This is a genomic window from Streptomyces sp. UH6, assembly GCF_013421635.1.
In the GTDB taxonomy this organism is placed as follows: Bacteria; Actinomycetota; Actinomycetes; order Streptomycetales; family Streptomycetaceae; genus Streptomyces; species Streptomyces abyssomicinicus.
The window spans coordinates 1-14,883 of the sequence record NZ_JACADT010000046.1 but is presented as its reverse complement, the minus strand read 5'-3'; the positions used below and the strand labels follow the sequence as shown (position 1 = coordinate 14,883).

Here is a 14,883-nt window from a genome sequence, read left to right as displayed (position 1 = left end):
GCCCGGCCGGACAGGAAGGCGTTCATCCGGTCCTTGGCCTCGCCACTGCTCTGGGCGACGCCGGCCATCAGGGACTCGAGGAGCAGACCGGTCTCGGGCGAGGCCTCGGCGATCCTGGGCAGGGCGTGGATCACCGCGTAGTTGGTGACGGGAGAGTTGCGGGCGACGCGGGCGGCGAGTTCGAGCGCCTTGGCCAGGCCCTCCCCGTCGGCAGTCCGGTAGGTGGCGAGTCCGGCGGCGGCGCCTTCGTCGGCGTTCAGCACCCGGCCGGTGAGCATCATGTCGGCCATCAGGGCGACGCCGATGAGCCGTGGCAGCCGGACGGAGGCTCCTCCCCCGACGAACAGGCCGCGCTCGCCCTCCGGCAGGACGAAGAAGGCGGAGTCCTCGGCGATCCTCAGGTGGGCCGCCGCGGCCAGTTCCAGGCCGCCACCCACCACGGCGCCCTTGAGCACGGCGATCACCGGGACCGTCCCGGCCTCGATCCGCGCGAAGGCGCGGTGCCACATGCGGGAGTGGTGCAGGCCCTGCACGGCGTCCCGTTCCATGAGCTCCGCGAGGTCGAGCCCCGCGCAGAAGTGCTCGCCGTCGGCGGCCAGCACGACCGCCTTCGCCCAGGCGGGCGGGGCGTCGAAGAATGCGCCGAGGCCGAGTACCGTGGCGTCGTCCAGGGCGTTGCGCTTGGCGGAGCGGCTCAGGGTCAGGACCGCGATGTCACCGTGACGGTCCAGCGACAAGGATGCGGGGAGGTTGTTCTCTGCGGTCACACCATCTCCAGACCATCAGGAAACTTGATGATCAACCATCGTTGATACCATCAGGATTCCTGTCAATAGCTGGGAGGGAAACGGTGGAAGAAGCCGAGGGCCGGAGCGCGCCGTCACTGCTGTACGCGGTCAAGCGCCTCGAACTCGTCATCCGGGCGCGGCTCGACGAGATGCTGCGCGGCTCCGGCGTGACCACCCTTCAGTACACGGCGCTCACCGTGCTCGAGCGGCGCGACGGCATCTCGGCGGCCCAGCTGGCCCGCGACTCCTTCGTCACGCCCCAGGCCATGGCCGACATGCTGCGCTCGCTGGAGCAGCGCGAACTGATCTCCCGCTCCCCCAACCCGGCCAGCCGCCGCGAACTGCTGGTGCACCTCACGGAGGAGGGCCGCAGCCTCCTCGCCGAGTACGCCGACGCGCACGCCGGGATCGAGGAGTTGATGCTCTCGGGGCTGAGCCGGGCGGAACGCGCGCGCCTGCGCTCGTCCCTCGACGGTTCCTGGCGGGCCCTGCGCCCGCCCCGGTGACGGAGCGGGCGCGGGGCGACCGGCACGGCCACGCGGTTCAGACCGTCTCGCGCTCCTCCAGGTGATGCCCGGCGGGCGCGGAGAGTTCGTTACGGCTGGTCTCGCCCAGCACCAGGACACAGACGAGGGTGAGTGCGCAGAACCCGGCGATGACCACGGAGATGGCGGTCGTGCCGCCACCGAGCGCCTGCGCCTGGGCGAAGATCAGCGGCGCGAAGCCGGCCCCGAGACCCGCGAGCTGATAGCCGAGCGAGGCTCCGGTGTAGCGGCTGCGGGTGGCGAACAGTTCCGTGTACAACGCGGCCAGCGGCCCGTACATCATCGGGTGCAGTACCGACTGCCCCACGACGACGGCCACCACCAGCAGGGCGGTGCTGCCGCTGTCGACCAGCGGGAAGAGCACGAAAGCGTAGGCGCCCACCGCCACCGCGCCCGCGGCGACGATGGGCCGGCGGCCGAACCGGTCACTGACCGCGGACCAGCCGACGATGCCGACGACGGCCAGCGTCGACGAGACGGTGAGGGCGTTCAGCACCGTGTCACGGCCGAACCCGCCCCGTACCGCGTAGGAGATGATGAACGTGGTCAGGGTGCCCTGCATCACGAACGCGCTCAGCCCGACCCCCACGCCGAGCAGCAGCACCCGCGGATGGTTGCGCAGCACGTCCCACAGCGGGGCGCGGCGGGGCGCGCCCTCGGCGGCGGCCGAGGCGAAGACGGGCGTCTCCGTCACCCGCAGTCGCACGAACAGACCGATGGCCAGCAGCACGACGCTCAGCAGGAACGGTATGCGCCAGCCCCAGGCGAGGAACGCCTCTTCGCCGACGGCCGAGGCGGTCGCCGACATCACGACCGTGGACAGCGCCATGCCGCACGGCGCGCCCGCGTTGGTGAAGCTCGCCCACAACCCGCGCCGCCTCTTGGCGTGTTCGGCGGACATCAGCACCGCGCCGCCCCACTCGCCGCCCACCGCGACACCCTGCAGCACCCGCAGCAGGACCAGCGCGATCGGCGCCAGGCTGCCGGCGCTCGCATGGGTGGGAAGCACGCCGATCAGGAAGCTGGCGACGCCCATCAGCGTCATCGAGAGCACCAGCATGTTCTTGCGGCCCAGCCGGTCCCCGAAGTGACCGAACAGCACACCGCCGAGCGGCCGGGCCACGTAACCGGTGGCGAGGGTGCCGAAGCTGGCCACCGTACCGGCCAGGGGATCGAGGTCGGAGAAGAACACCTCGGCGAAGACCACCGCGGAGGCGGTCGCGTAGAGCAGGAAGTCGTAGTACTCGATGACGCTGCCGAGGAAGCTGGAGGTCACGGCACGGCGCAGCTGCGTGGTGTCGCCGGAGGGGGGATCTGAGGGCTTCATGCCAGGGCTCCTTCGCACTGCCGGCCCAAAAAACTGTCAGGTTTCCTGATCGATGGCCAGTGTCGAGACGATCAGGAAACCTGTCAATGGTTCGGACGCGTGCAGCCGTCGTGGGACGCCTGGCGGTGTACGCGCACGCGGGGCCTGACGGGCAGCACGCGGGCAAGGCCGGAGCCCCCTGAGGGACTCCGGCCTGCCCGGTGTTCCGGTCGGACCTCCCGTCAGCCCGCGGTGCAGGGGGCGCCGTTGAGGGTGAACCCGGTCGGCGAGGCGGTGTTGCCGCTGTGGGTCGCCTGGAAGCCGATCGTCGTGGACCCGCCTGCGGCGATCGTGCCGTTGTAGCCCACGTTGGTGGCGGTCACCTGGCCGCCGGTCCCCTTGTAGGTGGCGTTCCATCCGTTGGTGATCGCCTGCCCGGCGGGCAGGGTGAACGCGAGCGACCATCCGCTCACCGCCGAGTTGCCGGTGTTCGTGATCGTGAGGTTCTCGGTGAGCCCGTTGCTCCAGGAGGTGACCGCGGCGGTCACCTTGCAGGTGGCCCCCTCGGCCGGCGGGGTGCTGGGGCCTCCGGTCGTCGGGCCGGGGCCGGGGGTGCTGCCGGTCAGGCCGAAGAACTGGACGGCCTGGGCCGCCATCCCGCTCGACGGCAGGGAGTGGCCGGCGCCCTGGATGCTGTACGCCTCGACGTTCACCGCGCCGGACGAGTTGGCGAATCGCTGGCGGTTCCAGCCCGGCTGCGGGGTGTCGGAGGACGTCGGCGTCTGGCTGAGCCCGAACACGTCGGTCCACTGTTTGACGCTCTCCTGCAGCAGCTGGTACGGCACGAGGGTGTCGCCGGTGCCGTGCCACAGCTGGATCCGCGGCCGTGTTCCACTGAACCCGGGGTACGCCTGCCGCACCAGGTCACCCCACTGCTGCGGGGTCTTGGTCATGCTTCCGCCGGTGCACCTGCTCGTGCCGGGCGGGTAGTCCGCCGCGTTGGCGAAGCATCCGAACGGAACACCCATGAAGGAGGCGCCGGCCTTGAACACGTCCGGGTAGAGGGCGAGCATGTGCTGGGTCATCATTCCGCCGGAGGAACTCCCGGTGGCGTAGACCTGGTTCGGGTCGGCGGCGTACTGCTGCTTCACGTAGTTGATCATCGAGACGATCGAGACGGGGTCGCTGCCGCCGCCGCGGCGCTTGGCCGCGTCCGACCAGGTGTCGAAGCACTTGCCGAAGCCCGCCGACTGGGTCGCGGTCGGGTAGACGACGATGAACCCGTACCGGTCGGCGAGTGAGGCGAACTCGCTGCCGGAGTAGAAGTTCGGGCCGGTTCCGCCGCAGCCGTGCATGGCCACCACGACGGCCGGCTTCGCGGGGCGGCTGTCCGGTACGTAGACGTGCATCTGCATGTTGCCGGGATTGTCGCCGAAGTTGGTCACCTGGTTCAGCGACGCGGCCTGGGCCGGCGCCACCGTGACGAGGCCGATGAGCACGATGCCGACCGCCACCACCGCGGCGGCCAGCCTTGCTAACGGTCTGCGTGGACTCTTCACTGCGGACTCCTCGGAATGCGCCGCACGGCATCCGGCCGAGGCCGTCCGTGCGGCTGTGGGGGGAACGCCCACGTGCGGGCTCGCGACGCGGGCGCGACTGTCTGCGGCCGTTGGAGCTGCGGGCCGATGGAACTGCGGACCTGACGCTGCGGACCTGACGCTGCGGACCTGACGCTGCGCACGATGACGCTGCGCACGATGAGGCTGCGGCCGATCAAGGCGGTGGCCGCACGCGCCCCTCGCGGACAAGGAACGAGCGCCGCGTGCGGCCACCATGAGATCCAGGAGCCCTGCCTCATATAACAATGACCGTATCCCCCGGACAGAAAACCGTCAATCAATCGGCGCCGACCCGGAGTTGCCCGACGGAGTCTCCCCGAGCCACACTCCCGCGAGCAGATCCGAGGTGGTGTGCGCCCCGACACCGCCGTCCGCGGCGCCGGGCAGTGCGGCCACCGTCCGCACGTGCTCCTGGGCGGTCGCGGCGAGGCCGTCGTAGACCGTGGTGAAGATGTCCCTGACCTGCTCCCTCCGCCAGCCCGGCGGCATGCACCGCATCGGCAGCCGCGGGTCGAGGACGTGGAACCGGCGGTAGGTGTCCATCACCTCGGTGCGCGCGCAGACGGCCTCGACGCCGCCCACCCCACCGGCCCGTATCCGGTCGAGCAGCGGACTCCACCGGTCGACGAAGGACGTGTACTCCTCGGCGATGGCGTCGACGTCCCAGGCGTCCAGCGGATCGCGGCGGGCGGCCGACTCCAGTTCCACGTGCTGGGCCCGGAAGACCGTCAGCGAGCCCGGGCCGACCTGGGCCATTTCCTCGCGCGCCCTCGGGGTGAACGGCCGGGGCGACAGCCACAGCCCGTCGTACAGCGGCGCGTACCCGAGCCAGCGCAGTCGTCCCCGCAGCGTCCGCCGCTCGGCGCTACGGCCCTCGGGCAGCGAGAAGGAGATGACCGTCCACGAGCCGTCCCACCTCTCGGCCCGCTCGGTGAACGCCACGATCGAATGCCCTGAGAGGGAGAGGTTGACCGCGGCGGGGTCACTCAGCCGGTAGGAGCTGTGCCGCCCGTGCCTGCTGCTCTCCAGCACGCCCCGCCGCGCCAGCCGGCTGATGGCGGTGCGGCCTGCGGCGGGGGTGACGCCGAACTCCCCCAGGAGCGCCACGATCGCCCCGGACGGCACGGGCGCACGGGTGCGCAACGTGTAGTCGGCCAGCAGCGTCACCGCGAGACTCTGCGGTGACCCCCCGGCCCTCCGACGGGGAAGCCGCACCGAGTCGGCCGGGTCGTCGGGATAGATCTCGTTGACGTCGAAGGGACGGACCACGACACTCTCCGGCACGGTTCTGTATGGCTGCTTCGGTAACTCCCGCAACCTACCGGCCAGTTGTTTTCCCCGTGCACCGGACCTGTCCCCCTGGGGCCGCGCCGCCGGGCCTCGCCGTCCCGCCCGGCCCGGTACCCCCGGGCGGGGAACCCCGGCCGCGGTGCGGCCGGGGTTCCCGTGCGATCATCCGGATCGGGTGGGTCAGCGCTGGAGGGTGAGGACACCCGGCCGGTAGGGCAGCGCGTTGTAGTCGCCGCCCGAGTTCGGGGCCTTGCCCTGGTACAGGAGCTGGAGGTTGCACGGGTCGATCGTCATGGTCTGGTCCGGGTTGCTGCGGACCAGGTCACCGTGACTGATGTCGTTGGTCCACGTGGCACCACTGTTCGCCTTGCCCGCGAACGGGTTGCTCTCGGTGGCCGCCTGCGGCGTCCACGAACCGTTCAGACTCGAGGACGTGAACGAACGGAAGTACCGCCCGTTGGCACCCATCGCCTCCACGATCATCAGGTACTGGTTCTGACCCTGCACCTTGTACACCTGGACCGCCTCGAACAGATTCGCCTTGGTGTCACTCATGATCGTCGTGTACGAAGAACCGAAATTGCCCGGGAAGTTCCCGATCGGCATGCTCGCCCGGTAGATCTTCCCGTTGTCACCGGCGAAGAACAGATACATGTTCTGACCGTCCGCGATCAGCGTCTGGTCGATCGGACCCGTGTCCGAACCGGAGATGCTGCCCGTGAACAGCGCCTGCGGCGCCGACCAGCCGTTCGCGTTGGTCGGATCGCTCGACGTGCGGTACATGAACGCCGCCGAACCCCACTGGTACGCCAGCACCCAGACGTTCTTCGGCGCGAAGTAGAACAACGTCGGCGCCACCGCCGCCTGACTCATCGCGTTCTGACCCGCCGACCCCATGTCCGACCAGTTCGTGAACGGACTGAACGCCATGGAACCGTACGACGACCCCGTCGAGTACGACCCGTACACCAGACGCTTGCCGTTGTGCATCACCGCACTGAAGTCCTTCAACGACACCCACCCGCTCTTCGGCTGCGCCAGCGCACCCGTCGACGACCACCGGTAGGTGGAGGGCAGACTGCACGAGCCGCCCGGCGGCGGGGTGGTCGGGGTCGACCCTCCGGTCAGGCCGCTCCACTTCTGGTTGTTGCTGCCGGTGCACGTCCACAGCTGCACCCTCGTGCCGTTGGCCGTGCCGTTGTCCTTCGCGTCCAGGCACAGCCCGGACTCCACGCCGACGATCGTGCCGTCGCTGTTCACCCGCCACTGCTGGTTCGCGCCGCCGCTGCAGGAGTAGATCTGCAACTGGACGCCGGCCGTGGTGGAGTGGTTCGGAACGTCCAGGCACTTGCCGAGTACGGTCAGCTGATTGCTGTCCGTCAACGTCCATTGCTGGTTGGAGTTTCCGGAACAGTCCCAGATCTGCAGGTACACGCCGTTGGCGGTGTCGGAGTTCGGCAGGTCGAGACACCGGTTGGAGGCGGCGTGGCGCAAGGCGCCGCTGGTGGCCGCCTGGGCCGGGTTGGCCACCAGCGTGGCCGCCAACGCGGCGAGCACCGTGACCGCGGCGGAGAACACCGCGGACAGATGCCTGCGGTGGAGAATTCCTCTGCGCATGAAGACTTCCTCGTCTTGGGCAAACGGCTCCGGCCCGTCCCGAAGGGAACCGTCCGGACTGTCGATGTGGTGCTGTACGTGCCGGTCCGCGGTCCGGATCCGGCCTTACGGCCCCCCGGTCCCGCGAACCCCGTGAACGGACCGGTGACACCCGGCGGCTTCCTGTCGCTGCGAAGCGCGCCGGCCTGTGCCGGACCTTGATCGTTGTGGTGCGAGCCGCCATGGGGAGTCCCCACCGGCACCGCGAGCCGTTCCCCCTGCCGGCCGGGACCGGGGCGCACCGGTCGGATGCGGCCCGGCCGTGACCGCGCGAGCGGGTGCGACTGGGGAGCCGAACAGCTCAATGCACACCGTGCCCCACCCCGCGCAGGGGATTGAGTGCCATCAAGCCAGGTTGAGCAGGCGGAACTGTGACGCCGGTAATTGTGACGCCGGTAATTGTTACCGCTAACACCGCCCGACAGCCAGGCTCGTGCAGCGAAAATCATCGCCCGGCCGGCAACGGACGTCACGAAACCACCGTCGGCGAGGTTCAGCGGACTACGCCTGACCGAGCAGTCCTCAGTGCCACTTCACGGCACTGACCAGCGCTTTCTTTCGCCCGTCGGCCACTGGGGCCGATACCGGACAGGCGTGTCCTCATGTGCACGTCGAAGGAGGAGGAGTTCTCCGGCTCCACCACCCGTCCACAGCGCGTCTCCCCCGAACGGACCGCACACTCCATCCAGCGGCGTCACGAACCCATCTCACCAGGCGAGTTGTTATCGCTAACACCGCATCTCCACGCGGGCCGGCAGGCAGAACCGCCTGATGTCTTCGTCGGCGAGCCCGCGCCTCCGACCGCGCCCCAGGAGTGCCACGCCACGTCCTCGGGGCGGACCGGCCGGACGTCAGGCGCTGACGCGGACGACCAGCCGGGTGGGCAGGATCAGCGCGGTGGGGTCCTGCCCGTTGACGAGAGCGGCGAGCATGCGCGCCATCTCCCGCCCGAGGGCCTGTATGGGCTGGTGCACGGTGGTGAGCGGAGGATCCGAGACCTGCGCGACGGCCAGGTCGTCGAAGCCCACCACCGCGACATCGTCGGGGACCCTCCGGCCGGCCCCGCGCAACGCGCGCAGCGCTCCCACCCCCATGTTGTCGTTGGCGGCGAACACCGCGTCGACATCGGGGCGCTCCATGAGCAGCGCGGCCATGGCGGTGGCCCCGCTGCTCTCGGTGAAGTCCCCCTCGCGGGGCGGGAACGGTTCGAGACCGGCCGCCAGCATGGCGTCCCGGTACCCGCGGTACCGGGTGCGTCCGGCTTCGGTGTCCAGCCGCCCGCAGAGCGCGGCCACCCGCGTACGACCGAGCGAGATCAGGTACTCGGTCGCCTCGCGTGCACCCCCGGCGTTGTCGACGTCCACGTACCAGCGCGGCACCGAACCGACCGGTCGCCCGCCGAACACGACGGGCATCGTCGCCCTCTCGGCCATCCGCGCGAGGGGATCGTCCTCGCGCAGCGCCATCAGCATGACGCCGTCGGCGCCCTTGGACCGGAGGAGTTCCTCCACCCGCTTGCGGCCCCGGTCGGAGGCGGCCAGACACAGCATCAGATGCAGGTCGGCCTCCTCCAGAGCGGCCGACGCACCGACGATCACCTGCGCGAAGAACGGGTCGGCGAAGATCGACGGGTCCTCCCCCGAGACGACCAGGGCGGCCGCGCCCGTCTGCCGGGTGGCCAGTGCCCGGGCGGTCGAGTTGGGCACGTACTCGAGTCGCCGGACGGCCCTCTCGACCGCCTCGCGTTTGACCCGGCTGACGTGCGGGGCGTTGTTGAGGGCGCGTGAGGCGACCGAACGGGAGACGCCTGCCAGTTCGGCCACCTCGTCGAGCGTCGGCTGCCGGCGGGGCGCATCCTCTGCCATGAACGCGATCCTCTCCTGTCGACCGGACGGCTCCCATCCTCGCCCATGCCGCCGCTCCGGCGGAGCGGCGGGGGCCGACCCGGACGACGGGGTGGTGACCAAGGATTGGGAGCGCTTCCAGCCAGGAGAGGCGCTCTTTTCTGCTGCATGACCGATGCCCGCAACCGGACCCTTGACACGGCAAGCGGAACGGCACAACCATACCGGTTGCATCACCGACCTCACGGGCTGGAAGCGCTTCCAGTTGGGAGCGCTCCCGGGGTCGGATCGAACCCCTGCTCGCAGACTCCCCCCACAAGGCCGTCGCCGTGCGGGGACGTCGCACCACCGCATTTCCTTCAGCGCGTCGAACGCTCAGGACGAGGGCGGGCGGCGCATCCCTGCCAGGAAGCCGAGGTACAGACATGGGCCGCAGACTCCGCACCGTGGTGGCAGCGTTCCTCGCCCTGCCGCTCGCGTTCGCCGTCGCCCCGTCCGCCCACGCGGCCGACCCGACCACCATGACCAGCGGGTTCTACGTGGACCCCGACTCCAGCGCCAAGCGATGGACCGCCGCCAACCCCGGCGACGGCCGGGCCGCGGCGATCAACTCCTCGATAGCCAACACGCCCATGGCCCGCTGGTTCGGCTCCTGGAGCGGCACCATCGGAACGGCCACCGGGGCGTACGCGGGTGCCGCGGACAGCCGGGACAAGCTGCCCGTTCTCGTCGCCTACAACATCTACAACCGCGACTACTGCGGCGGACACTCCGCGGGCGGGGCGTCCTCACCGTCCGCCTACGCGAGCTGGATAGCCCAGTTCGCCGGGGGCATCGCCAACCGTCCGGCCGTCGTTGTCCTGGAACCGGACTCCCTCGGGGACTACGGGTGCATGACGCAGGCCCAGATCGACGAGCGCGAGGCCATGCTCACCGGCGCCCTCTCCGAGTTCAGCCGCCAGGCTCCCAACACCTGGGTCTACCTCGACGCCGGCAACCCGGGCTGGACCGACGCGGCGACCATGGCACGCCGGCTCCACGAGGCCGGCCTCCGGCAGGCGCACGGCTTCTCGCTGAACGTCTCCAACTACTTCACCACGGCCCAGAACACCGCGTACGGCAACGCCGTCAACAGTCAGCTGAGCGCTCGCTACGGCTACACCAAGCCGTTCGTCGTGGACACCAGCCGCAACGGCAACGGCTCCAACGGCCAGTGGTGCAACCCCTCCGGCCGCCGCATCGGCACGCCCACCCAACTGGGCGGGGGCGCCGAGATGCTGCTGTGGATCAAGACGCCGGGTGAGTCCGACGGGAACTGCGGCGTCGGAGCCGGCTCCTCGGCCGGCCAGTTCCTCCCCGAGGCCGCCTACAAGATGATCTACGGCTACTGACCCTGGCGGGGCCGTGACGCGGCCGGCCCCCTCCTCTTCGCCCGGGGAGGTGGGCGGCCGGCCCGTTCCGCGCCACCCGGGTCCCGGACGCACCGTCCGTCGCCACGTCGGAGCGGACGTCGCGTCCCCCCGCACTTCAGTCCGTCCGTGATGTCTACCCCTGGAGGCACAGCCATGGGCTCGTACGCCCTTCCCCAACCCGCTGTCCGTCAAAGGATCCGCGGCCTGTTACTGGCACTGGCCGTCGGCGCCGTCGGCCTGACCAGCGCACTGGTCGGACCGTCGAACGCGAGCGCCGCCGAGAGCACGCTCGGCGCCGCCGCGGCGCAGAGCGGCCGCTACTTCGGTACCGCGATCGCCTCGGGCAGGCTGGGCGACTCGACGTACACGTCGATCGCGAACCGTGAGTTCAACTCGGTGACGGCCGAGAACGAGATGAAGATCGACGCGACCGAGCCGCAGCGGGGTCAGTTCAACTTCACCTCCGCCGACCGCGTCTACAACTGGGCGGTGCAGAACGGCAAGCAGGTGCGCGGTCACACGCTGGCCTGGCACTCCCAGCAGCCCGGCTGGATGCAGAGCCTCAGCGGCAGCGCGCTGCGTCAGGCGATGAACGACCACATCAACGGCGTGATGAGCCACTACAAGGGCAAGATCACGCAGTGGGACGTCGTGAACGAAGCCTTCGCCGACGGCAGTTCGGGCGCCCGGCGCGACTCCAACCTCCAGCGCACCGGCAACGACTGGATCGAGGTGGCCTTCCGCACCGCGCGGGCCGCCGACCCGGCCGCCAAGCTCTGCTACAACGACTACAACGTCGAGAACTGGACCTGGGCCAAGACCCAGGCCATGTACAACATGGTCAAGGACTTCAAGCAGCGCGGCGTGCCGATCGACTGCGTCGGCTTCCAGTCGCACTTCAACAGCGGCAGCCCCTACAACAGCAACTTCCGCACCACGCTGCAGAACTTCGCCGCCCTCGGCGTCGACGTGGCCGTCACCGAACTGGACATCCAGGGCGCCTCGTCCACGACCTACGCCGCCGTGGTGAACGACTGCCTGGCCGTCCCGCGCTGCCTCGGCATCACCGTCTGGGGCGTGCGTGACAGCGACTCCTGGCGATCCGGGGACACCCCGCTGCTGTTCAACAACGACGGCAGCAAGAAGGCCGCCTACACCTCCGTCCTCAACGCCCTCAACAACGGCTCGACCAACCCGAACCCGACCCCCACGCCGACCCCGACGCCCACCTCTCCCTCGGGCGCCGGACCCGTCAGGGGCGTCGGCTCGGGCCGCTGCCTGGACGTGCCCAACGCGAGCACCACGGACGGTACCCAGGTCCAGCTGTGGGACTGCAACAACGGCACCAACCAGCAGTGGACGTACACCTCGGCCGGCGAGCTCAGGGTCTACGGCAACAAGTGCCTGGACGCCGGGGGCACCGGCAACGGCACCAAGGTCCAGATCTACAGCTGCTGGGGCGGCGACAACCAGAAGTGGCGCCTCAACTCCGACGGCTCGATCGTCGGGGTCCAGTCCGGCCTCTGCCTCGACGCGGTCGGCGCGGGTACCGGCAACGGCACCCTGATCCAGCTCTACTCCTGCTCGAACGGCGCCAACCAGCGCTGGACGCGCACCTGACGGGAGAAAATACCGGGAGCGGCCGGTAGAACCGAACCACTGACGTCGTGGTTCTGTCGGGGGCCCTTGACCGCGCACCGCGGGACAAGGGCCCTTGGCAGGCCGCCGGACAGCCCGAAGGGAAGAACACTCCGTGCCCACCTACGACAACCCGGTGATCAGCGGCTTCCACCCCGACCCGAGCGTGTGCCGGGTGGGTGACGACTACTACCTGGTGTGTTCCAGCTTCGAGTACTTCCCTGGGCTGCCGCTCTTCCACAGCAAGGACCTCGTGCACTGGGAGCAGATCGGCAACGTGCTCGACCGCCCCGGCCAGCTGCCGCTGCCGCTCCCCGGCGCCAAGGCGTCCGGCGGCCTGTACGCCCCCACGATCCGTCACCACGACGGCCGTTTCTGGGTCGTCGACACCAACGTCGACGGCGGCGGCAACTTCGTCGTCTCGGCCGAGCGGCCCGAGGGGCCGTGGAGCGACCCGGTGTGGATCGACCTGCACGGGATAGACCCCGATCTGGCGTGGGAGGAGGACGGCACCTGCTGGTGTGCCTTCTCCGGGCCCCAGGGGGGCATCAACATGGCCAGGATCGACCCGGTCGGGGGAAAGGTGCTGGAGGGGCCCTTCCCCACCTGGTCGGGCAGCGGCCTCAAGTACCCCGAGGCGCCGCACCTCTACCGGATCGGCGACTGGTGGTACCTGCTGATCGCGGAGGGCGGCACCGAACGCGGTCACAGCGTGTCCGTCGCCCGCGGCCGGTCGCCGCGCGGACCTTGGGAAGGCGCACCCGCCAACCCCCTGCTGTCCCACAGCGGCAGCGCCCGCTCCATCCAGAACACCGGTCACGCCGACCTGGTGCAGGCCCCCGACGGCAGTTGGTGGATGGTGCTGCTGGGCGTCCGGCCCCGCGGCTTCACACCCGACGTGCACGTGCTCGGCCGCGAGACGTTCCTGACCCCGGTCGAGTGGGACGAGGAGGGCTGGCCCGTCGTCGCGCCCGTGCCGGAGAGCCACGCGGCGCCGGGCGGCGCCTGGCACCCGGTTCCGGCGCCGCCCGGCCGCGACGACTTCGACGAGACCGTCCTGGCCCCGTACTGGGTCTCCCCGTTCGCCCGCCCGGAGGGCTCCTGGTCGCTCACCGAGAGCCCTGGCCGGCTGACCCTCCGGGCCACCGGCGCCACACTCGACCGCCCCGGGTACACCTTCGTCGGCCGCCGCCAGCAGCACCACGACTGCCGTGCCTCCGCTTCGATCGACCCGGGCACGGGGCGTGGTGGACTGAGCGTGCGTCTGGACGAGGCCCACCACTACGAACTGGAGGTCGGGAACGGAGAGGCGGGAGTCGTCGCCCGGATCGGTCCGCTGCGCCAGACCGTGGCTTCCCGGCCGGTCCCGCCCGGGCCGCTGACCCTCACCGTCACCATCCGCACGTCCGGCCTCGTGCCCGCGTCGCCCGAACTCACCGACGGCGGGACCACCGGCCCGGACACCCTCGCCTTCTGGATCGGCGATCCCGACGCCGAGAACGCCCGGCCGCTCGCCGAACTGGACGGGCGCTACCTGTCCACCGAGGTCGCCTGCGGTTTCACCGGCCGTGTCATCGGCATGTACGCCACCGAGGGCGTGGTCGCCTTCGACTGGTTCGCGTACGCCCCGACCTCCGCACCGTCCGTCTGAGGCGCGGAGTCGGGTGTCCGCCGGAGCGGGCGGGGTTTCGTCCCCGCGGGTACCTCGACCGGCAGGTCGTGGCCCCGGCACGCCTCCCCGGGACGGCCTCGACCCGCCGTCCCGGACGGCCCACTCGCTGGATAGCCTGTCCGCATGTCCCCCCGACCCGTCGGCTCGCGTCCGACATTGTCCCTGGTCGCCGAGACCGCCGGTACGAGTGTGCCCACCGTGTCCAAGGTGTTGCGAGGCGGCACCGACGTCTCGGCCGAGACACGGGCGAGGGTGATGGAAGCCGTCCAGGCGGTCGGCTACACCCGCCGGGGCGGGGCCAGGATCGAGAACGAGCGGGACGAGAGCGGTCTGTCCAACGTGCTCACCCTCGTGGTCACCCACTTCGAGGGGTCCTGGGCGAACCTGGTGACAGCCGGAGTCGGGCGTGAGGCGGCGGCAGCCGGACTGGACGTCGTGCTGACACTCGCCGAGCCGCACACCGACTGGGCGACGCGAGTCCTGAGGAGACGCAGCGTGGGCACCGTCGCGATGCCGGTCGACCCCAACTCGCATCATCTGAACGCCCTCTACGCGGCAGGCGCCCCCGTCGTACTGATCGACCCGATGAGCAAGCCGCCGTCCGGGGTGGCGAGTGTCGGAGTGGCGAACTGGGACGGGGGCCGCATGGCCGCCGAGCACCTCCTGTCCCTCGGCCACGGACGGCTGGGGGTCGTCGCCGGCCACGCCCGTCACCTCTACAGCCGGGCGCGCGTCGACGGGTTCCGCGCGGCAGCCGAGACGGCGCCCGGCGGCGGGACCTCGGTGTCCGTGGTGCACGGCGGGTGGGACCGCGCCAGGGCGACCGCAGCCGCCCACGCCCTGCTCGACAAGGACCCGGGGATCACCGGCGTCTTCGCGTGCTCGGACGCCATGGCCCTCGGTGTCTACGACGCGCTGGTCGCCCGAGGCCTGCGCGTCCCCGAGGACGTCAGCGTCATCGGTTTCGACGACCTGCCCGAGGCCCGGTGCGTCACCCCCGGGCTGACGACCGTCAGACAGCCCAGCGCCGAACTGGGCGCCGCGGCGGTCGGGCTCCTGCTCGACCTGTCCCGCGGCGGGAGCGAGGGCGCCCGCCGCCCCGTCCGCATGGAA

The 14,883-nt window shown here is 70.5% G+C and carries 11 protein-coding genes; 5 read left to right on the top strand and 6 right to left on the bottom strand.

All coding sequences use genetic code 11. The annotated features are described in order from the left end of the window. Positions 1-767, bottom strand: a 767-nt coding sequence (locus HW445_RS05560) for a crotonase/enoyl-CoA hydratase family protein (protein WP_180219917.1), incomplete at its 3' end; no start/stop codon positions are given. Between the two features lie 83 nt (positions 768-850). Here HW445_RS05560 and HW445_RS33315 point away from each other — a divergent pair. Continuing rightward, on the top strand, positions 851-1,294 hold the full coding sequence (locus HW445_RS33315; RefSeq protein ID WP_308798383.1) for a MarR family transcriptional regulator: 444 nt from the start codon (positions 851-853) through the stop codon (positions 1,292-1,294). 37 nt (positions 1,295-1,331) lie between these two features. Here HW445_RS33315 and HW445_RS05550 read toward each other — a convergent pair whose 3' ends face one another. The 5 genes from HW445_RS05550 to HW445_RS05530 all read right to left on the bottom strand — a co-directional run bounded on the left by HW445_RS05550 (position 1,332) and on the right by HW445_RS05530 (position 9,069). After that, on the bottom strand, positions 1,332-2,660 hold the full coding sequence (locus HW445_RS05550; RefSeq protein ID WP_180219915.1) for an MFS transporter: 1,329 nt from the start codon (positions 2,658-2,660) through the stop codon (positions 1,332-1,334). A gap of 221 nt (positions 2,661-2,881) precedes the next feature. Then, positions 2,882-4,198, bottom strand: coding sequence for a PHB depolymerase family esterase (locus HW445_RS05545; protein WP_308798381.1), 1,317 nt, complete (start codon positions 4,196-4,198; stop codon positions 2,882-2,884). 333 nt (positions 4,199-4,531) lie between these two features. Beyond that, positions 4,532-5,527, bottom strand: a complete 996-nt coding sequence (locus HW445_RS05540) for a PaaX family transcriptional regulator C-terminal domain-containing protein (protein WP_180219913.1) — start codon at positions 5,525-5,527, stop codon at positions 4,532-4,534. A gap of 201 nt (positions 5,528-5,728) precedes the next feature. After that, the gene (locus HW445_RS05535; RefSeq protein WP_180219912.1) at positions 5,729-7,165 is read right to left on the bottom strand and encodes a non-reducing end alpha-L-arabinofuranosidase family hydrolase; all 1,437 of its coding nucleotides are present in this window, start codon (positions 7,163-7,165) and stop codon (positions 5,729-5,731) included. Positions 7,166-8,055: 890 nt separating this feature from the next. Continuing rightward, positions 8,056-9,069 carry a LacI family DNA-binding transcriptional regulator gene (locus HW445_RS05530; protein WP_180219911.1) on the bottom strand — a complete coding sequence of 338 codons (1,014 nt, stop codon included), beginning with the start codon at positions 9,067-9,069 and terminating at the stop codon, positions 8,056-8,058. A 404-nt stretch (positions 9,070-9,473) separates the two neighbouring features. Here HW445_RS05530 and HW445_RS05525 point away from each other — a divergent pair, with 404 nt between their 5' ends. The 4 genes from HW445_RS05525 to HW445_RS05510 form a co-directional block, all read left to right on the top strand. Further along, complete coding sequence (locus HW445_RS05525; RefSeq protein WP_180219910.1) at positions 9,474-10,439, top strand: glycoside hydrolase family 6 protein; 966 nt, start codon at positions 9,474-9,476, stop codon at positions 10,437-10,439. Between the two features lie 174 nt (positions 10,440-10,613). Next, the gene (locus HW445_RS05520; protein ID WP_180219909.1) at positions 10,614-12,080 is read left to right on the top strand and encodes an endo-1,4-beta-xylanase; all 1,467 of its coding nucleotides are present in this window, start codon (positions 10,614-10,616) and stop codon (positions 12,078-12,080) included. Between the two features lie 133 nt (positions 12,081-12,213). Next, positions 12,214-13,749, top strand: coding sequence for a glycoside hydrolase family 43 protein (locus tag HW445_RS05515; protein WP_180219908.1), 1,536 nt, complete (start codon positions 12,214-12,216; stop codon positions 13,747-13,749). A 144-nt stretch (positions 13,750-13,893) separates the two neighbouring features. Next, on the top strand, positions 13,894-14,883 hold a 990-nt coding region (locus tag HW445_RS05510), incomplete at its 3' end, for a LacI family DNA-binding transcriptional regulator (RefSeq protein ID WP_180219907.1).